Source organism: Aurantiacibacter arachoides, assembly GCF_009827335.1.
Classification (GTDB): domain Bacteria; phylum Pseudomonadota; class Alphaproteobacteria; order Sphingomonadales; family Sphingomonadaceae; genus Alteraurantiacibacter; species Alteraurantiacibacter arachoides.
In genome coordinates, this window is record NZ_WTYH01000001.1 from 1291493 (window position 1) to 1309131 (window position 17639).

Genomic DNA, 17639 nt, shown 5'->3' on the forward strand with positions numbered 1-17639 from the left:
ATTGTGCGGATGCAACATGACATCTGTAAGGACAATTTTCGAGTGGGCTAAAAGTTTCCGGTTGCAAAGGCCGGGTTTGCCAATCTTGGCCGGTTACTCGTCTTCGTCCGTTTTCCTGTCGCTCATGCCGAGCAGTTTCAGCTTCCGGTGCAGCGCCGATCGCTCCATGCCGATGAAGCCTGCAGTCTTGGAGATATTGCCTGAGAAACGCCGGATCTGGATACGCAGATATTCGCGTTCAAAGCTTTCGCGCGCCTCGCGCAACGGAACGCCCATAAGGTTGGTAAGGCCTGAGCTGGAATCGTTGCCACCGCCGGTGATTTCCTGCGGCAGCAGGCTGGGCGTAATGGTATCGAACTCCTCACGCGGGGCGAGGATTACGGTCCGTTCGATCACGTTGCGGAACTGGCGCACGTTGCCCTGCCAGTCGTAGGCCTGCAGCGTGGCCATCGCTTCGGGTGAAATGGCCGGAGGGTTCAGACCCTGTTCGCGGGCGTAGCGGGTTACGAAGTGTTCCGCGAGGGCGGGAATGTCGTCGCGCCGGTCGGCAAGCGGGGGAATGTCGATCGGCACCACGTTGAGGCGGTAATACAGGTCCTCGCGAAAGCGGCGTTCCTCGATCTCGTGCTTCAGATCCTTGGCGGTGGAGGAGACCACCCGCACATCGACCCCGATCTGCCGGTTGCCGCCCACCCGTACGAAGCTTTGATCGGTCAGGACGCGCAGGATGCGGGCCTGGGTGCTTTCCGGCATGTCCGCCACCTCGTCGAGGTAGAGGGTGCCACCATCCGCCAGTTCGAGCAGGCCAGGCCGGACCAGCCTGCCCTCGTCTTCTTCGCCGAACAGTTCCTGTTCGAACCGTTCCGGCGTGATGCGCGCGGAATTGACGGTGACGAAGCTCTTGTCCGCCCGCGGGCTCCAGGCGTGGAGCAGGCGCGCCGCCACTTCCTTGCCCGACCCTGCGGGACCGGCGATCATCACCCGGCTGCCGGTGTTGGCGACCCGCTTCAGCGTGGCGCGCACCTGGTTGATGGCGCTCGAATTGCCGGTGAACTCGTCGTGGTTGACCATCCCTTCGCGCAGCCGCTCGTTCTCGCGGCGCAGACGCTCCGTTTCCGTCGCACGTTCGACGAGGTGCAGCAGCTTGCTTGCCTCGAACGGCTTTTCGATGAAATCCATCGCCCCGCGGCTGACGGCGGAAACAGCGGTATCGATGTTGCCGTGGCCGGAAAAGATCAGCACCGGCAGGTTGGGCTCGCGCGCCTTGATCGCATCGAGCACCTCCAGCCCGTCACGCGGGCTGCCGTGCAGCCACACATCGAGCAGCACCAGGCTGGGGCGGCGTTCGTCGACCATGGCAATGGCGGTCTCGCTGTCACCCGCGGTGCGGCATTCGTAACCCTCGTCGCTCAACACCCCCGCTACGAGGTCGCGGATGTCGCGTTCGTCGTCGACGACTAGAATATCGAGTGCCATTACTGGTCTCCTGAAGGACTGTATTCGAGGGTGCCGAGGCCGTCGGCCAGCCTGGCGGGATCGCGGGCAAAGCGCAGGCGGGCACGCGTGCCGCCCTGCTCGCCGGCGGCAGCGAATTGCAGGTCGCCGCCATGCTCCTCGACGATCTTCTTGACGATGGCGAGGCCAAGGCCGGTGCCTTTCTCGCGCGTCGTAACGTAGGGCTCCATCACGTTGAGCCCGCCCTTGGGCAGGCCAATGCCGTTATCGGTCACGTCGACCTGCACGAAGTCGCCTTGGACAGAGACCTCCACCCCGATGCGCGCGCGCCAATCGGGTTCGGCATCGCGCAAACGCACCTCGACCGCCTCGGCGGCGTTCTTGAGGACGTTGGTCATGGCCTGGCCGAACTGGTGCCGGTCACAGGCGATGGCAGGCACCGCGTCCTCGCTAGCGAAACTGTAGGCGATCTCCGGATGGGCGACTTCCTGCAGGAACAGCGACTGGCGCACCAGATCGACCGGGTCCTCCTGCCGGAAGACGGGCTTGGGCAGCCGGGCAAAGCTGGAGAATTCGTCGACCATCTTGCGCAGGTCACCGACCTGGCGGATGATGGTGCCGGTAAGCTCGCCGAACAGCTCAGCATCGGTCTCGATCTGCTTGCCGTATCGGCGCTGGAGGCGCTCGGTCGCGAGCTGAATGGGGGTAAGCGGGTTCTTGATCTCGTGCGCGATGCGGCGGGCGACATCGGACCAGGCGGCCTGCCGCTGATCGACCAGCTGGCGGGTAATGTCCTCGAAGGTGATGACATGGCCGCCGGCGGCGGGCGAAAGCTGCACCGCCAGTGTCAGCAATTCCCCGCCCTGGCTGTACTGGATGATCTCACTGCGCTTGCCCTCGCGCAGAAGCTGCGCGAACTGCGGCGCCACCTCCGCCAGGTCGTGTCCGACCACCTGCCCTGCCCCATCCTCCAGCAGCAGCGCCTGGGCCGAATTGTTCATCAGGGCGATGCGCGCGTCGCCATCGACCGAGACGATCCCGGCGGTGATGGATTCCAGCACGGCTTCCATGAAGGCGCGCCGTTCCGCCAGCTGGTGATTGGCGCCGAGCAGCTGGTCGGTCTGCCGCTCGATCTGCGCGGTCATCCGGTTGAAGGCGCGGTTGAGCAACCCGATCTCGTCCTGCCGCGCGGTGCGGCCGGATACGCGCATGGCATAGTTGCCGCTGCCGATTTCACCTGCCGCCGCCGCCAGCTCGGTCAGCGGCTTGACCTGGCGATCCGCGAACCTGAGTGCCACCCACACGGCGATGGCCACGAGTGTCAGGCTTACCAGGAACAGCGCCACGTTGAATTGCAGCTGGAGAACGCGGGCGTTCTGCGTCAGGTCGGCGTAGGAACTGACCACGTTCTGGGCCCGGCGATACAGCAGTGCTGCGGCCGGCTGCGCATCGCGGGCGACATAAAGGTAGGCTTCGGAATCCCTGTCCAGCAGGGCCATTGCCTCGATCCGGACGTCGGACGATCGAACGACGAACTGCTCGCCGGCGAGCAGCCGCTCCGCATCGTCCGGGGTCATGCGGATCCGGCTGATGTCCTCGCTCGGATCGACGATCGCCAGGGTGCCGATCGCGCCTTCGTCGGTGCTTCGCAGGACAGCGGCCTCGCTAAGCTCACGCTGGTAGACCTGATACGAGAACCGGTCCTCAAATACGGGGCTGGTGATCGGGTAGCTTTGCAGGACGAAGCGCATGTCGAATGCCATCGTCACGGCATTGTAGCCCACGTTGCGCTGGTTCTCCTGGTAATACCCTTCGGCCAGTTCGTTTGCGTTCTGCATCATTCCGCGCGAGTTGTCGGAGAACCAGAACTCTACGCCGGACTGGAACAGGATGGAAGCGAACACCGCCACGACCAGGGTGGGAATGGCGGCGATCAGGGAAAAGAAGAACACCAGGTTCACGTGCAGCCGGGCGCTGGTGCCGCCGGCGCGCCTGATGGCCGCACGCCGCCCCCACAGGACGACCATCCCGAGCGCGGGGATGAGAGTGCCGAGCAGCAGTGCCGCTGCCTGCTCCGACGGCATCAGCCCGTCGGCCGACGATCGCGCCGCTATGGTGAGATAGGCGGTTGCCAGCATCGCCACCAGCGTCACCGCGCACAGGATTTCGAGCCACAGGAAAAGGTTCAGCCGCCGCGCAGCAACCTGCGTGCGTCGCCAGAAGCGCGAGCGCGTTGCTGCGGGATGGTCCGCTTTTGGAAGGGGCGTGGTCGCCACGTTGCAGACTTACAACGGCACTGTTGCCCTTTTGCAAGAGCTTTGTGACGGAAAGCTGTCAGCTTCGGGCGAAGCGTTCTGGATCGATCGCGAGGTCTGAAAGACGCTTGCGAAGGGTATTGCGATTTATGCCCAGCAGGTGCGCAGCCTTCAGCTGATTGCCGTGGGTTCTGGCCAGCGCATAGTGGAAGATGGGCCGTTCCAGTTCGCCCAGCGCAGCGTGATAGAGCTCGCCCTCGGCGAAGTTGGCGCCCGCGAGCCATGCGCTGACCGATGCGCCGATGTCCGCTGATCCGCCCTTTGCAGAGGCACCGTCGAATAGGCCGGAAACGGTTGCGACATCGATGGTATCCTCCCGTGCCAGCAGCGCCGCGCGATAGACCAGGTTCTTCAACTCGCGCACGTTGCCGCGCCAGGGTTGCTGCGCCAGCATCCGCTCTGCATCGCGCGACAATCGCCGCGCCGGGAGACCTTCCTGTGCCGCCAATCCGAGGAAATGCCGTGCCAAGGGGCCAATATCGCCATCGCGGTCGCGCAGCGGCGGCAGCTTTATCGGCACCACGTTGAGACGATAGAACAGGTCTTCCCGAAATGCGCCTTCTGCGATGAGCGGCGCGAGATCCTTGTTGGTTGCGGCAACGATGCGCACGTCCACCGCGATTTCCTCGTTGCCGCCGACGCGCCGGATGCGGCCCGATTGCAGTGCGCGCAGCAGCCTGGTCTGTGCCTCGGCCGGCATGTCGCCGATCTCGTCGAGGAACAGCGTGCCGCCGCTGGCCTGTTCGAACTTGCCGATGGCGCGAGCCGTTGCGCCGGTGAAGGCGCCCTTTTCGTGGCCGAACAGCTCGCTCTCGATCAACTCGCGCGGAATGGCTGCGGTGTTGACCGCAACGAAGGGCCCTGCCTTGCGCCTGCCGAGTTCGTGGATCGCTTCCGCCACCAGCTCCTTGCCCGTGCCACTTTCTCCCAGGACAAGCACTGTCAGGTCGTTGTGCAGGACGCGGCTGATCAGGCGGTAGACCTCCTGCATCGCCTTGCTGCGGCCGATCAGGGGGAGGTCCTGCGGCGTCTCCCCCTTCGCGGGATCGGCATCCTTGGCCTCTGCCGCCTGCCGCGCGGCGCGCACCACCTCGTCCAGATCGAAGGGCTTGGGGAAATATTCAAAGGCACCCCGCGTCATGGCGCGCACCGCGGTATCGAGCGTGTTCTGGGCGGAGAGGATGATGACCGGCAGATCAGGCCAGGCGTCCTGTACCTTGCCCAGTGTCTCGATACCGTCCCCGTCGGCCAGCATGACGTCAGTCAGCATGACGTCATACCGTCCTGCCGCCAGGGCGGCATCGCGCCCGGTGACCGAATCCGTTGTCTCGACGATGAATCCCTCGTCCTCCAGGCCCGCGGTGAGGACCGTGGCGATCGCATTGTCATCTTCGACCAGTAGCGCTTTCCTGTCCATCAACCCCTCCTTCAGCGCGCCACGGGCAGATGCACGCGAAAGTGCGTCCACCCGGCCTGATGGTCGCGTTCATGACTGACCCGCCCTCCCATGTCGCGCACCAGTTTCTGCACCAGCGCAAGGCCGAGGCCCTGGCCATTGGCCTTGCTCGATACGAAGGGTTCGAAAATATGATCGGCCAGCGCCGGATCGATCCCGGGCCCGTTGTCGCTCACCTGCACCTCGATCGGCAGCCTGACCGAACGGCCGAGCCGCATGACGCGCATGGCAAGACCGCTGGCAAAGCGCGTGCGTATCGCCACCTGCGGCGCGAATTCGTGCGGGTGCGGCAGCATGGCGGCATCGCGCGCATTGGCGAGCAGGTTGACCAGCACCTGCACCAGTGCGCCTTCGCTCGCCAGCACCAGCGGCAGGGAGGGATCGAACTCTTCGCGCCATGTCAGGTCGGGCGCACTTGTCAGGCGGACAGTCTCCAACGCGCGGTGGACCGCGCCGTGGAGGTTGAACGGTGCCAGCGGATCGGGCCGCTCACGCCCCAGGCGCTGCATCCGGTCGATCAGCTGGGCGATGCGATCGACCTCGTCCCGGATCAGGGTGGTCAGCTTCGCCTCGCTGTCACCGGCCTTTCGGGCCAGCAGCTGCGCGGCGCCGCGAATGGCGGCAAGCGGGTTCTTTATCTCGTGCGCCAGCACCGCCGGGCCACGCAATGCGGGTCGGCGCTCCTGTTCCTCGAACCGCTCGCCCTGGCTAGCATCGGACAGGGTGACGATGCGCCAGCCCGGGTGGCTCGGCAAGGCCGACACGGTGAGGTTGACCCGCAACCGCCTGTCACCCACCACGGCATCCAGCCCGCGCGCCACCAGCTGCGCCTCGGGATCCTCGATGCTATCGCGAAAGCGCGGCTCGGCAAGTTCGAGGCAGTCCAACAAGGCCCGCCCCGTGAAGCGCGAGGCGCTGGCACCCAGCAGGTCCTCGCCCGCCGGGTTGACCTCCCGAATGGCCATGTCGGGACCGATCAGCAGCATGGCGAAATTCAGCCCGGCGATCTGCTCGCGCGGGCCGGGAGTATCCCCGGGAAAGTCGCCGGGCGTGTTGCCGGGGGTTTTCGCGTTCACGCTGCCTGGCGTGCCGGGGCGGGGTCTGCCGGGCGCACGATGAGGGGCTCGTAGAACCGTTCGAGTTCGTCCAGCACGACACGCGCGTCGTCGATGAAGTTCACCTTGTTGCGGAAATCGGCGCTGCCGTGCAGGCCCTTGGTGTACCAGCCCAGATGCTTGCGGGCGATCTTGACGCCCACATCCTCGCCGTAATGCGCCAGCATACCCTGATAGTGCTCTATCAGCGTGGCATACTGTTCGGCCAGGCCGGGGCTCTCGAGCTGCTGGCCGGTCTGCCACCAGTGCATGATTTGGCCCAGCAGCCACGGCCGACCATAGGCACCCCTTCCGATCATCAGTCCGTCAGCGCCCGACTGGTCGAGCGCGGCGGCGGCATCGGCTACCGAGCAGATATCGCCGTTGACGATGACGGGAATGGTCACCGCGTCTTTCACCCTGCGTACGAAACCCCAGTCCGCGCTGCCCTTGTACATCTGGTTGCGCGTGCGGCCATGCACGGCGACGAGCTGAATGCCCAAGTCTTGCGCGATGCGCGCAAGTTCGGGTGCGTTCAGGCTGTCGTGGTCCCACCCCATGCGCATCTTGACGGTGACCGGCACCTTCACCGCGCTGACCGTCGCCTCCATCAGCCTGATCGCCAGCGGCACCTCGCGCATCAGCGCGCTGCCGGCGAACTGGCCCACGACCTTGCGCACAGGACAGCCGAAGTTGATGTCGATTATCGCCGCGCCATTGGCTTCCTGGATCCGCGCCGCATCGGCCATCGACACAGGATCGCACCCGACGAGTTGCATCGACACCGGCTCCTCGGTCGGATGCCATTCGGCTTTCTGGACCGACACCCGCGTCTCGCGGATCGCCGCCTCGCTGGCGATCATCTCCGTCACGTTGAGCCCGCTGCCATAGCGGCGCACCAGCGTGCGAAACGGCAGGTCGGTGACCCCCGTCATGGGCGCAAGGACGACGGGCGCGGCAATGCGCACCGGGCCGATGGCGATGGGCTTCATGGCAGGGGGGGGTGCAAGGTCGGTCATACGGGTGCCTAAAATATGGGCAGGCGCATAGTGGATTGCTTGGTGGACCTCAAGCGGCTAGCGCACCAGCCCGATGGTGGACGCCCCCCTCCCCCCCTTTACCGCGATCATCGTCGCTGCCGGCCAGGGCCTGCGTGCCGGGCAACCGTTCCCCAAGCAATTCGCATCGTGGCGCGGGAAGCCGCTGGTCCGACATGCTGCAGAGGCGCTGCCCGGGGCGGATCGGATCATCGTGGCGATACCTGCAGGCGCGGAAGACATTGCCTCGCAAGCCTTGGCGGGATTGCCCCGTATCACGTTGATAACCGGAGGGGAAACGCGCCAGGAGAGTGTTCTGCGCGCGCTGGAAGCAATCGAAGGGCAAGCGCCCGAACGTGTGCTGATCCACGATGCCGCGCGGCCCGATCTGCCGGCCGAGGTCATCGTGCGCCTGCTCGCCGGATTGGACCGCAATGCCGGCGCCATCCCCGTCCTTCCAGTCGTCGATTCGATGATTACGGCGGCAGGCGACATGATGCTCGGCGACGCGCAGCGGGAGACGCTGCGCCGTGTGCAGACCCCCCAGGCCTTTCGCTTTGCCGATATACTCGCTGCGCACCGATCATGGAACGGTCCCGCCGATGCTGGCGACGATGCGCAGGTGCTGCGCGCCGCAAATCGCGATGTCGTGTTAGTCGAGGGCCATGAACGATTGAAAAAGCTGACTTTTGCAGAAGACTTCGTGGCCAACACGCTCTCTCCGCCCGCCGTGCGGACCGGCACCGGTTTTGACGTCCACCGTCTGGTCGCAGGCGAAGACCTTTGGCTGTGCGGTGTGAAGATCGATCACGACAAGGGCTTGGCCGGACACTCGGACGCCGACGTCGGCCTTCATGCCGTGGTCGATGCGATCCTGGGGGCCTGCGCGCGCGGCGATATCGGCCAGCATTTCCCGCCAAGCGATCCGCGCTGGAAGGGTGCGCCCTCGGCTCGGTTCGTCGAACACGCGGTAGCGCTGGCTGCGGAAGCAGGATGGCAGGTCGGCAATGTCGACCTCACCCTGATCTGCGAGGCGCCGAAAATCGGCCCGCATCGCGAGGCCATGCAGGTCCGCCTCGCACAGTTGCTGGGCGTCGCGCTTGATTGCGTCAGCGTAAAGGCCACCACCACTGAACGCCTCGGCTTCACCGGACGCGGCGAGGGCATTGCCGCGCAGGCCGTGGCCACGTTGACGCGCATCCCATGAGCGAGACGCCTTCCTCGCTCCTGCCGGCAGAAATCTGCGCACTCGCCTACCGCGTGATTGCCGAGAACCGCGAGGCGGGGCGCACCATTGCGCTGGCGGAAAGCTGCACCGGGGGACTTGTCGCCGCAGCGCTGACCGAAGTGCCCGGCAGTTCCGCGGTGCTCGATCGGGGCTGGGTCACCTACTCCAATGCCGCCAAGCAAGCCGAGCTTGGCGTGCCGCGCGATATCATCGACGCATTCGGTGCAGTGTCCGTGGCGTGCGTCTACGCCATGGCCCAAGGGGCGCTGGCAAACAGCGGTGCGGACGTGGCCGTGGCAATCAGCGGGATTGCCGGGCCCGATGGCGGCTCCGAACTCAAGCCGGTGGGCACCGTGGTCTTCGGCAAGGCCGTGCGCGGCGAGGATGCCCCGACGGCAGACGAAAAGCTTTTCGCAGGCGAGGACCGCGCTGGCGTGCGCTTTCAGGCCACGCTGTGCGCGCTTGAACTGCTCTTGCCGTAGAGCTCCTCGGCGCGGGCCTCGAACGCGTTGACCATCTTGCGGAAAGCCCGGTCGATATACTGGCCGGCCAGGGTTTCGAACATGATGTTCTTGAAGGCGAAGTCGACGCGAAAGTCGATCTCGCAACACCCCTCGCCGCCGCCGTCGCATTCGCCCGGCGTGTCCCGGAATGTCCAGTTGTTGTCGAGATCGCGCAGCGGCCCGTCGACATAGTGGACGTTGATGGTGCGCGGGCGATCCTTGATGACCCGGCTGGTGAACTTTTCGCGCAGGGCCTTGAAGCCCACCAGCATGTCGGCCGTCATTTCCGTGTCGCTGTCCTGGCGCACGCGCGTGGCAACGACCCACGGCAGGAACTCGGGATAGCGATCCACATCAGCGACGAGGTCGAACATCTGCTGCGCGCTGTAGGGCAGGCGCCGGGTCTCGTGGATCTTGGGCATCAGGCCTGCTTGGCGACCTTCGGCGCGGCAGCTTTCGCCAGCTTCGCCTCGCGCGCTAGGCGCATCTTGGCGAAATCATCGCCCGCGTGATAGCTCGACCGGGTGAGCGGGCTGGCCGCGACTTGCAGAAAGCCCTTCGCGCGCGCAATCGAACCGAAGGCATCGAAAGCCTGCGGGGTGACGAAATCCTCTACCCTGGCGTGCTTCGGCGTGGGCTGAAGATACTGCCCCATGGTGATGAAATCGACATCCGCGCTGCGCATGTCGTCCATCACCTGGTGGACCTCCAGGCGCTGCTCTCCCAGGCCAAGCATGATGCCGGACTTGGTGAAGATCAGCGGATCGTGGCTCTTCACCTCTTCCAGCAGCCGAAGCGAGGCGTAATACCGCGCGCCGGGGCGGATGGTCGGGTACAGCCTTGGGACGGTTTCGAGGTTATGATTGTAAACGTCCGGCCCGGCTTCACAAATCGCCTCTACGGCGGGGCGCATCTTGTTGCGGAAGTCCGGCGTCAGGATCTCGATGGTGGTGCCCGGGGTCTCCCGCCGCAGGGCCTGGATGACCTTGACGAACTGGCTCGCGCCGCCATCGGGCAGGTCGTCCCGGTCGACGCTGGTGATGACGATGTGTTGCAGGCCCATCTTGCCCGCCGCCACCGCGACGTTGTCCGGCTCCAGCAGATCGACGATGCGCGGCATCCCGGTCTTGACGTTGCAGAACGCGCAGGCGCGCGTACACACGTCGCCCAGGATCATCACCGTCGCGTGCTTCTTCGTCCAGCATTCGCCGATGTTCGGGCAGGCCGCTTCCTCGCACACGGTATTGAGGTTGAGGTCGCGCATCAGCTTGCGCGTCTCGTGATAGCCGGGGCTGGTCGGCGCCTTGACGCGGATCCAGTCCGGCTTGCGCTGGCGAGCGGGGCGCTCTTCGGGCTGCGGAGGCGAGGACAGGTCGTTCATTTCGCGTGCCCACTTAGTGCTCCCCCTTGCCACTGGCAATGCCGCGCGGCAGAGGCTTTGGACCATGATCGAACACGACACCCCGATGAGCGGCCTTCTCGAAGGCTACCGACGTTTCCGCGACGGCCACTGGGCCGAGGAACGCGAACGCTGGAGCGCACTGGCTGAGGGCCAGTCACCAAGGACGATGGTGATCTCCTGCTCAGACAGCCGGGTGGACCCGTCGCAGATTTTCGATGTGGCGCCGGGCGAACTGTTCGTGGTCCGCAACGTTGCAGCACTCGTGCCGCCGTTCGAGACCTCGCCCGGCCAGCACGGCGTTTCGGCCGCCCTCGAATTCGCGGTGCAGTTCCTGAAAGTGCAACAGGTCGTTGTCCTGGGCCATGGGATGTGCGGCGGGTGCCAGGCGGCGCTGACGCAGGACCTGCACGGTAGTGCGCTGGGCGAAGGCGGTTTCGTGGCGAAGTGGATCGACATGCTGGATATCGTCCGCGATCCCATCGCTGCCGAGCTTGGCACGACCGGTCGCCCGGCAGAGCGCGCGATGGAGATGGCGGCCGTAAAGGTCAGCCTGGCAAACCTGCGCACCTTTCCCTGCATCCAGGAAAAGGAGCCGACCGGCCAGATCGCGTTGCGCGGTGCCTACTTCGCGATTTCCGACGGTGCGCTCCATCTTTTGGACGAGGAAACCGGCGAATTCGCGCCCGCGGGTTGACCTTTGGTTGCTGGACCGGCATTGTTGCGAACCATTCGCAATATATGTCAGACAGCCTGAGGTTTTCCCAATGCGCAAGTTGATCGTTTCCGCCGCCCTCGCCCCTACCGTGCTGGCGCTCGCCGCCTGCAACGATGCCCCCGAAACCACGATGGAAGATCGCGTCGAGGCGAACAGCATCGATGTGCCCGAGGCAACCGAAGCGGCTGGCGTCATGGATGCCAGCACCGTCACCGCGGCGCAGTTGACGGCTGCCGGGGTCTCGCAGGACGCTGCCGACGCCATCGTCGCCGGCCAGCCCTACGCCAACGTCGTCGCTTTCAACGAGGTGCTGATGCAGTCCATGACCGAGGAGGAGGCCGCTGCCCTGCGGGCCAACGTGTTCGTCCCGGTCAACCTCAACGCGGCCACCCCCGAGGAACTGGCACTGATCCCCGGCATCGACGACCGGATGATCCACGAATTCGAGGAATACGTCCCTTACGCCGACATGGCGGAATTTGATCGGGAGATCGGCAAGTACGTCGATGCGGACGAGGTCGCCCGCTATCGCCAATACGTCACGCTCTGATACGTCACGCCCTGCTGCGTCACGTCCTGGCGCGGCGGCGGAGCGCAATTCGCGCGATCCAGATGGCGGCGAGCATCCCGATGTGGATGTACGCCGTCATCGGATCGAACGCGGTCAGCGCCCAGTGCACGAAGGTCAGCACGGCGGCGGGGTAGACGAGCCGGTGCAACCGCTTCCAGTTGCGTTTCAGACGCCGCATCGCGCCATCGTTCGACGTTACGGCAAGTGGCACGAACAGGGCAAAGGCCAGCCACCCCGTCAGATATTGCAGTTCGCCCGCTTCGGAGAAGACGCGGGCGAACGCCTGTTTCTGCCATAGATAAAGGAGAAGGTGTCCCAGCGCGTAGACGAAACTGGCCACGCCGAGGTCGCGCCGCCGGCGCACCAGGAACTGGGTGATTGCATTGCGGCGGAAGGCGAGCCGGATCGGCGTTACCGCCAGCGTCACCAGCAACAGCCACGCCGACCAGTCGCCGGTGTCACCGATTGCGTGCCCGTATCCATAGGCCTCCGGCGTCGCCAACCAGCGCCAGGCCATCCACAGGCCCGGCAAGGCGAGAACGAGCCAGAGCAGCGGACGGGTCGATCGGGCAGAGTCCATATTTCACGCCCTGCCCTGCCTCAATCGCACTTGGCAAGCCGAAGTGCGAAAGCGGCACGGCGGACTGCGGCTTGCCTTAGGTCGCGCTCGCGGCCATCAATGCCGCCATGGCCGAAACAGAACTCAAGAACATCGCCCTCCTCATCGACGCCGACAACGCCAGTCATTCGGGCATAGACCCGGTGCTGACCGTGCTCGCCGAACTGGGGCAGGTGAACATTCGCCGCGCCTATGGCAACTGGGCCAAGCCCGCGCTTTCCAAGTGGAATACGATCACGCATCGTTACGGCCTGCAGCCCATGCAGCAATTCGATCTGACCAAGGGCAAGAACGCCACGGATATTGCCATGTCCATCGATGCGATGGACCTGCTGAACACGGGCAAGGTGGACGGCTTTGGCATCATGTCGAGCGACAGCGACTTCACCCCGCTGGTAACACGGCTGCGGCAGGATGGCATGATCGTCTATGGCTTCGGCGGGGCCAAGGCACCCGAGGCGTTCCGCAGCGCCTGCACCCGTTACATCGATGTCGATCAGTTGATCCGCACAGCCAAGCAGGGCGATGCCGAGAACCAGGCACCGTCGGAAAAGTCATCAGTGGATTCTGAGGTCATCGACCTCCTGGGAGAGGCATGGAAGGCGTCGCGCCGCGATGCCAAGGGATTCGCCGCGCTGGGCGAGGTCGGCAAGCTGGCCGGCAATCGTTCGAGCTTTGACGTGCGCAACTACGGTTACACCCGCCTGTCCGACCTGTTCGAGGACATTCCGCAATTCCAGGTCGAGCGGCGGGAGCCGGGCAACCAGCTCTTCGTGAAACGCTTGCGCTAGACGGACCTGCCAGGGGCGGGTGGGCACTATCAGCTGCCTTGGCCGTTCGATGACAAACCGCTGAGAGGGAGCGTTAGACGAATGGTCGACAAATCAGAGAAATTTCAGTGGCTCGTGCGCCTTGGCTATGCCGCGCGCGGGCTTACCTATCTTTTGCTCGGCTACATGGCGCTCGGCACCCGCGCCACGCCGGATGAAGGCAATCAGGCTGTGTTCGAGATGATCCAGGATGTGCCCCTTGGCGAGCCGTTGCTCTATGTGATGGCCCTGGGTCTGGCGGCCTACTGCATCTTCAAGTTCGCTTCCGCCATCGGCGACGTGCAGCATCGCGGATCCGACAAGATGGGCATTGCCAAGCGCGTGGGTGATGCGGCCAGCGGCGTGGCCTACGCCGTGCTCGCCTGGGCTGCCGTAGAATTTGCAGGTGCCGGACGCCAGAATGCCGAAAGCGGTCAGACGGCGCAGGCGACGAGCACGGTTCTGGACTGGACCCTTGGCGATGTTCTGGTGGGCCTTGTCGGTCTCGGATTTATTGCCGGTGGGATCATGCAGGCCAAAAAGGCGGCCACAGCCGATTTCATGCACCGGATGGCGGGCGATACGCCGCAGCAGGTCGAACTGGTCGGCCGCCTCGGCCATGCGGCGCGCGCGGTCGTCTTCGCCATCGTTGGCTGGTCGCTGATGCAGGCCGCCTGGTTCGACAGCGAGAGCCAGGTCAAAGGCATCGGCGAGGCGCTGATGGGCCTTCGTCAGAGCGGCCTGGGCTACACGCTGGTGGCGATCGGGCTGATGCTGTTCGGTGTGTTCAGCCTGGTTGCGGCGCGCTACCGCATCATTCCCGACTTCGGCGCCGAGGGCCTGAAGCCAAAGCTGCGCTGATCAGCCCTGGCAGTTTACCGTCCCTGACCCGGTGAACACCACCCGGTCATAGGGGTCGTAAAGCCAGATCGTGCCGTTGAAGGTGCCCCCCTCCGCCGTGCTGGAGGGTGGCACATCCTCTAGTTCCAGCCGCAGCTTGTATTCACGCGAGTTGTACAGCGTGCGGGTGTTTGCCGGCAACTCGCGGGAACCGACGTCGGCGACAAAGCGGACCATCTCGCCACCGATGTTCATGTAGGCGTCCGTCTCGCGAGCGATGACGCGTGCGCCCATGCTCATCCCCGGCGCATAGGCGCACTGCGCGCCGCCCACCAGGTCGTTGGCCTCGAGATCAGGATAGGTGATCGCGTCAGGCACGATCTCGCTAAGCCGGGGCGGTGCATCGTTCACTTGCCGAACCCTCTCGGCCAGCTCAGCATTGGCGGCCGCCTGCGCGGCTGGATCGGGCTCGTCTGCACAGGCGGACAGCAGCAGCAAAGGCAAGGCAAGAACGGCTGTAACTCGCATCAGTGTCTCCCGAACAGTTTTTCGACGTCGCGCATCGACAGCTTCACCCAGGTCGGCCGTCCGTGATTGCACTGACCCGATCGCGGCGTTGTTTCCATCTCTCTAAGCAACGCATTCATTTCCGCAACATTGAGCGGGCGCCCTGCCCGCACCGACCCATGACACGCCATGGTGGCAAGCACATGCTCGATTTTTTCGGACAGCAGCAACGAGGCACCGTGGCTGGCGATGTCGTCCGCCAGATCGCGGAGCAAAGCCGCGGGATTGGACGTGCGCAGCGCGGCAGGCACGGCGCGCACCAGCATGGCGCCGGGTCCGAAACGTTCGATGACAAGGCCAAGCGTGGCAAAATGCTGGGCGTGGTCCTCCAGCCGGTCGCAATCCGCTTCCTCCAGTTCGACAACCTCGGGCATCAGCAGCGCCTGGCTGGCAGCGACGCTGTCCCCCGCCCCGGCAGCGCGCAGGCGTTCCAGCACGATGCGTTCGTGCGCGGCATGTTGGTCGACGATGACGAGCCCGTCGGCGGCTTCGGCTACGATGTAGGTCGTCGCAACCTGGCCTCGAGCGATGCCCAGGGGGTAGTCGGCGCCGTCCTCTGGCACGGGCTCGGCCAGTTCGGCCCGCCCCTGCGGCAGGGCGTCGGTCTGCGTTGGCGAGTCCCACCTCGCACGCGCCTCGGCCACGCGCGCCTGCGATGGTGCCCCCCAATCGCCGCCCGCAAAGATGGATCGCATGGCGGGCGAAGGCTCACCGCCAAGCGGTTCCGCCTGCCAGCGACCCATCGCGCCGCTGTCGGGCGCCTGCGCGCTTCGCCGGTCGCCGGTGGACAAGGCCTGGCGCAGTCCCGACACGATAAACCCGCGCACCGCTGCGGCATCACGGAAGCGGACCTCCGTCTTGGCCGGATGCACGTTCACGTCGACGTCGGCAGCGGGAATGTCCAGGAACAGCGCCAGCACCGCGTGCCGGTCCCGCGCGAGCATATCGGCATAGGCGCCGCGAACCGCGCCGATCAGCAACCGGTCCTTCACCGGGCGACCGTTCACGAACAGGTACTGGTGATCAGCGACGCCGCGGTTGTAGGTAGGCAGGCCCGCTATGCCCGACAGGCGCATCACGCCTTCCTCGCCATCACGCGCGATGTCGATGACCACGCCGTTGTCGGCCAGTTCACGCGCCACGATCTGCGCCACGCGATCTGCCGTCTCCTGCCCCTCTCGCACCGAGAATATGCGCCGATCGCCGTGTTCGAAGGTGAACCCTACGTCCGGCCGGGCCATCGCCAGGCGCCTGACGACATCGTGGCAGGCGGCATATTCGCTGCGCGGCGTGCGCAGGAACTTGCGCCGCGCCGGCACCTTGGCGAACAGGTTCTCCACCCGCACGCGCGTGCCGGGGGGCAATCCGGCGGGTCCTTCGGCGACCGGCGCGCCATGGTCGACCACCCGGCGCCAGCCCTCGGCCACGCCGGGAGGCCGGCTCTCGATGGTCAGCCGCGCGACGCTGGCGATGGAGGGCAGCGCCTCGCCGCGAAAGCCCAGTGTCACCACCTGTTCGATGGCTCCGTCCTCTCCCACAAGCGATTCTGGCATCTTGGACGTGGCATGTCGTTCCAGCGCCAGTTCCATTTCGGCTGCCGTCATGCCGCAGCCATCATCGACGACCTCGATCGCGCCCAGCCCGCCATCGACGATCGTCACACTGATGCGGCGCGCGCCGGAATCGATGGCGTTTTCCACCAGTTCCTTCAACGCGGACGCCGGTCGCTCGACCACTTCGCCCGCGGCGATGCGATTGACGAGCGTCTCTGGCAGGCGGCGGATTTCGGGCATCGTGCCATCTTAACGACCGGACGCTGTGTTTTCGAGATGAACCGGGGCGAATCTGCGCTGTTGTAGACAAATTTTTTGCCCTTTGGAGCGGACACGCGCTAAGTGGCGTCTCATTTCGCAGCCCCCGCCCCGCCCCCGCGCGATTCCGCGCGCTTGCGGCCTCACCTTCAGGATACGGATTTCTCGATGGGTTCCTTCTTTTCCAATTTCTTCAAGTTCGGTTCGCAGAACATGGCCATCGACCTCGGCACCGCCAACACGCTGGTGTACGTGCAGGATCGCGGCATCGTCCTGAACGAGCCGTCCGTCGTCGCCATCGAGACGCTGAACGGGGTGAAGCGGGTGAAGGCCGTGGGCGAGGATGCGAAGATGATGATGGGCAAGACGCCCGACAGCATCGAGGCAATCCGGCCGCTGCGCGATGGCGTGATCGCCGACATCGAGATCGCGGAAGAGATGATCAAGCACTTCATCCGCAAGGTCCACAACCGCAAGACGCTGCTGCGTTACCCTGAAATCGTGATCTGCGTGCCTTCGGGCTCCACCAGCGTGGAACGTCGCGCCATCCGCGATGCCGCCAGCAATGCCGGCGCCAGCGAGGTTTTCCTGATCCTCGAGCCGATGGCCGCCGCAATCGGTGCGGACATGCCGGTGACCGAGCCTGTGGGTTCCATGGTCGTCGACATCGGCGGCGGCACCACCGAGGTCGCGGTGCTCAGCTTGCGCGGTCTCGCCTACACCACCTCGGTCCGTACCGGGGGTGACAAGATGGACGAAGCCATCGTCAGTTACGTGCGCCGCCATCACAACCTGCTGATCGGCGATGCCACGGCAGAGCGGATCAAGAAGGAATACAGCGTCGCCACCGTGCCGGACGACGGCGTGGGCGAAACGATCGTCATCAAGGGCCGCGACCTCGTCAACGGCGTGCCGAAGGAAATCAACATCAACCAGGCCCATGTCGCCGAGGCTCTCAGCGAACCGATCGGTGCCATCGTGGAAGGCGTGCGCATCGCGCTGGAAAACACCGCCCCCGAACTGGCCGCCGACATCGTCGATCAGGGCATCGTGCTGACCGGCGGCGGGGCGCTGATTGGCGGGCTGGATGCACACATTCGCGAGGAAACCGGCCTGCCGGTCAGCATTGCCGAGGATCCGCTGACCTGCGTGGCAATCGGCACCGGCAAGGCGATGGAGGACCCGATCTACCGCGGCGTCCTGATGACCGCCTGAGG

At 65.2% G+C, this 17639-nt stretch carries 17 protein-coding genes; 7 read left to right on the forward strand and 10 right to left on the reverse strand.

Annotation, left to right across the window (positions count from 1 at the left end):
* Positions 1-93: 93 nt before the first annotated feature.
* The 5 genes from ntrX to dusB are packed head-to-tail and all read right to left on the reverse strand — an operon-like array spanning position 94 to position 7339.
* Positions 94-1476 carry a nitrogen assimilation response regulator NtrX gene (gene ntrX, locus GRI62_RS06275; RefSeq protein WP_131452512.1) on the reverse strand — a complete coding sequence of 461 codons (1383 nt, stop codon included), beginning with the start codon at positions 1474-1476 and terminating at the stop codon, positions 94-96.
* Positions 1476-3731 carry a sensor histidine kinase gene (locus GRI62_RS06280; protein WP_234032745.1) on the reverse strand — a complete coding sequence of 752 codons (2256 nt, stop codon included), beginning with the start codon at positions 3729-3731 and terminating at the stop codon, positions 1476-1478. Before GRI62_RS06280 ends, ntrX begins: the two co-directional genes overlap by 1 nt.
* A gap of 58 nt (positions 3732-3789) precedes the next feature.
* Positions 3790-5187, reverse strand: coding sequence for a sigma 54-interacting transcriptional regulator (locus tag GRI62_RS06285; protein WP_131452513.1), 1398 nt, complete (start codon positions 5185-5187; stop codon positions 3790-3792).
* Between the two features lie 11 nt (positions 5188-5198).
* Positions 5199-6302, reverse strand: a complete 1104-nt coding sequence (locus GRI62_RS06290; protein ID WP_234032743.1) for a two-component system sensor histidine kinase NtrB — start codon at positions 6300-6302, stop codon at positions 5199-5201.
* Positions 6299-7339: a tRNA dihydrouridine synthase DusB gene (dusB, locus tag GRI62_RS06295; RefSeq protein WP_131452514.1), complete on the reverse strand. Its 1041-nt coding sequence runs from the start codon at positions 7337-7339 to the stop codon at positions 6299-6301. Before dusB ends, GRI62_RS06290 begins: the two co-directional genes overlap by 4 nt.
* 73 nt (positions 7340-7412) lie before the next feature.
* Between dusB and GRI62_RS06300 the strand changes: the two genes are divergently transcribed.
* Together GRI62_RS06300 and GRI62_RS06305 are read left to right on the forward strand one after the other, a co-directional pair.
* The gene (locus GRI62_RS06300) at positions 7413-8564 is read left to right on the forward strand and encodes a bifunctional 2-C-methyl-D-erythritol 4-phosphate cytidylyltransferase/2-C-methyl-D-erythritol 2,4-cyclodiphosphate synthase (protein ID WP_131452515.1); all 1152 of its coding nucleotides are present in this window, start codon (positions 7413-7415) and stop codon (positions 8562-8564) included.
* On the forward strand, positions 8561-9067 hold the full coding sequence (locus GRI62_RS06305; RefSeq protein ID WP_131452516.1) for a CinA family protein: 507 nt from the start codon (positions 8561-8563) through the stop codon (positions 9065-9067). Before GRI62_RS06300 ends, GRI62_RS06305 begins: the two co-directional genes overlap by 4 nt.
* On the opposite strand, the gene GRI62_RS06310 is transcribed toward GRI62_RS06305, so the two are convergent.
* Positions 9028-9510 (reverse strand): type II toxin-antitoxin system RatA family toxin, encoded by a 483-nt coding sequence (locus tag GRI62_RS06310; RefSeq protein WP_131452517.1) that lies wholly within the window; start codon positions 9508-9510, stop codon positions 9028-9030. The two genes, GRI62_RS06305 and GRI62_RS06310, sit on opposite strands and share 40 nt — an antisense overlap.
* Positions 9510-10469, reverse strand: coding sequence for a lipoyl synthase (lipA, locus tag GRI62_RS06315; RefSeq protein WP_131452518.1), 960 nt, complete (start codon positions 10467-10469; stop codon positions 9510-9512). The genes GRI62_RS06310 and lipA overlap by 1 nt, the downstream gene beginning before the upstream one ends.
* 64 nt (positions 10470-10533) lie before the next feature.
* On the opposite strand from lipA, the gene GRI62_RS06320 reads away from it, so the two are divergent.
* The gene (locus GRI62_RS06320; protein ID WP_131452519.1) at positions 10534-11184 is read left to right on the forward strand and encodes a carbonic anhydrase; all 651 of its coding nucleotides are present in this window, start codon (positions 10534-10536) and stop codon (positions 11182-11184) included.
* Between the two features lie 70 nt (positions 11185-11254).
* Positions 11255-11755 carry a hypothetical protein gene (locus tag GRI62_RS06325; RefSeq protein WP_131452520.1) on the forward strand — a complete coding sequence of 167 codons (501 nt, stop codon included), beginning with the start codon at positions 11255-11257 and terminating at the stop codon, positions 11753-11755.
* A gap of 19 nt (positions 11756-11774) precedes the next feature.
* On the opposite strand, the gene GRI62_RS06330 is transcribed toward GRI62_RS06325, so the two are convergent.
* Positions 11775-12356, reverse strand: coding sequence for a protein-methionine-sulfoxide reductase heme-binding subunit MsrQ (locus tag GRI62_RS06330; RefSeq protein ID WP_131452521.1), 582 nt, complete (start codon positions 12354-12356; stop codon positions 11775-11777).
* Positions 12357-12463: 107 nt separating this feature from the next.
* On the opposite strand from GRI62_RS06330, the gene GRI62_RS06335 reads away from it, so the two are divergent.
* Positions 12464-13186, forward strand: a complete 723-nt coding sequence (locus tag GRI62_RS06335; protein ID WP_131452522.1) for an NYN domain-containing protein — start codon at positions 12464-12466, stop codon at positions 13184-13186.
* An 81-nt stretch (positions 13187-13267) separates the two neighbouring features.
* Entirely contained in the window at positions 13268-14065 is a 798-nt protein-coding gene (locus tag GRI62_RS06340) for a DUF1206 domain-containing protein (protein ID WP_131452523.1), read from the forward strand.
* On the opposite strand, the gene GRI62_RS06345 is transcribed toward GRI62_RS06340, so the two are convergent.
* The gene (locus GRI62_RS06345) at positions 14066-14572 is read right to left on the reverse strand and encodes a hypothetical protein (RefSeq protein ID WP_131452524.1); all 507 of its coding nucleotides are present in this window, start codon (positions 14570-14572) and stop codon (positions 14066-14068) included.
* Positions 14572-16404 carry a DNA mismatch repair endonuclease MutL gene (gene mutL, locus GRI62_RS06350; protein ID WP_131452525.1) on the reverse strand — a complete coding sequence of 611 codons (1833 nt, stop codon included), beginning with the start codon at positions 16402-16404 and terminating at the stop codon, positions 14572-14574. The genes GRI62_RS06345 and mutL overlap by 1 nt, the downstream gene beginning before the upstream one ends.
* Before the next feature lie 186 nt (positions 16405-16590).
* Between mutL and GRI62_RS06355 the strand changes: the two genes are divergently transcribed.
* Entirely contained in the window at positions 16591-17637 is a 1047-nt protein-coding gene (locus GRI62_RS06355) for a rod shape-determining protein (RefSeq protein ID WP_131452526.1), read from the forward strand.
* The last annotated feature ends 2 nt before the right edge of the window (positions 17638-17639 follow it).

Excerpts from the sequence above, each read along its gene's own strand:
- ntrX (WP_131452512.1), bottom strand. The coding sequence starts at position 1,476 with ATGGCACTCGATATTCTAGTCGTCGACGACGAACGCGACATCCGCGAC.
- GRI62_RS06285 (WP_131452513.1), bottom strand. The coding sequence starts at position 5,187 with ATGGACAGGAAAGCGCTACTGGTCGAAGATGACAATGCGATCGCCACG.
- dusB (WP_131452514.1), bottom strand. The coding sequence starts at position 7,339 with ATGACCGACCTTGCACCCCCCCCTGCCATGAAGCCCATCGCCATCGGC.
- GRI62_RS06300 (WP_131452515.1), top strand. The coding sequence starts at position 7,413 with ATGGTGGACGCCCCCCTCCCCCCCTTTACCGCGATCATCGTCGCTGCC.
- GRI62_RS06305 (WP_131452516.1), top strand. The coding sequence starts at position 8,561 with ATGAGCGAGACGCCTTCCTCGCTCCTGCCGGCAGAAATCTGCGCACTC.
- GRI62_RS06310 (WP_131452517.1), bottom strand. The coding sequence starts at position 9,510 with ATGCCCAAGATCCACGAGACCCGGCGCCTGCCCTACAGCGCGCAGCAG.
- lipA (WP_131452518.1), bottom strand. The coding sequence starts at position 10,469 with ATGAACGACCTGTCCTCGCCTCCGCAGCCCGAAGAGCGCCCCGCTCGC.
- GRI62_RS06320 (WP_131452519.1), top strand. The coding sequence starts at position 10,534 with ATGATCGAACACGACACCCCGATGAGCGGCCTTCTCGAAGGCTACCGA.
- GRI62_RS06325 (WP_131452520.1), top strand. The coding sequence starts at position 11,255 with ATGCGCAAGTTGATCGTTTCCGCCGCCCTCGCCCCTACCGTGCTGGCG.
- GRI62_RS06330 (WP_131452521.1), bottom strand. The coding sequence starts at position 12,356 with ATGGACTCTGCCCGATCGACCCGTCCGCTGCTCTGGCTCGTTCTCGCC.
- GRI62_RS06335 (WP_131452522.1), top strand. The coding sequence starts at position 12,464 with ATGGCCGAAACAGAACTCAAGAACATCGCCCTCCTCATCGACGCCGAC.
- GRI62_RS06340 (WP_131452523.1), top strand. The coding sequence starts at position 13,268 with ATGGTCGACAAATCAGAGAAATTTCAGTGGCTCGTGCGCCTTGGCTAT.
- GRI62_RS06345 (WP_131452524.1), bottom strand. The coding sequence starts at position 14,572 with ATGCGAGTTACAGCCGTTCTTGCCTTGCCTTTGCTGCTGCTGTCCGCC.
- mutL (WP_131452525.1), bottom strand. The coding sequence starts at position 16,404 with ATGCCCGAAATCCGCCGCCTGCCAGAGACGCTCGTCAATCGCATCGCC.
- GRI62_RS06355 (WP_131452526.1), top strand. The coding sequence starts at position 16,591 with ATGGGTTCCTTCTTTTCCAATTTCTTCAAGTTCGGTTCGCAGAACATG.